This window comes from Nocardioides iriomotensis (assembly GCF_004168035.1).
Taxonomy (GTDB): domain Bacteria; phylum Actinomycetota; class Actinomycetes; order Propionibacteriales; family Nocardioidaceae; genus Nocardioides_B; species Nocardioides_B iriomotensis.
In genome coordinates this window covers 1-264 of sequence record NZ_SDPU01000040.1, presented here as the reverse complement: position 1 = coordinate 264, position 264 = coordinate 1, and the positions used below count along the sequence as shown (strand labels likewise).

At 71.2% G+C, this 264-nt stretch carries 1 pseudogene; it reads left to right on the top strand.

What is annotated here, in order from left to right:
- Positions 1–264: pseudogene (locus ETU37_RS22870) on the top strand (alanine dehydrogenase); the annotation flags it as partial.

The window sequence follows — 264 nt, the reverse complement described above, 5'->3', positions numbered from 1 at the left end:
GTGGACCAGGGCGGCTGCTTCGAGGACACCCACGCCACCACCCACGCCGACCCGACCTACACCGTGCACAACTCGGTGTTCTACTGCGTGGCGAACATGCCCGGCGCGGTGCCGAACACCTCGACCTACGCGCTGACCAACGCGACCCTGCCCTACGTGGTGGCGCTGGCCGACAAGGGCTGGCAGCAGGCGCTGCGCGAGGACAGGTCGCTCGCGCTCGGCCTCAACACCCACGCCGGCCGGCTCACCAACGCCCCGGTCGGC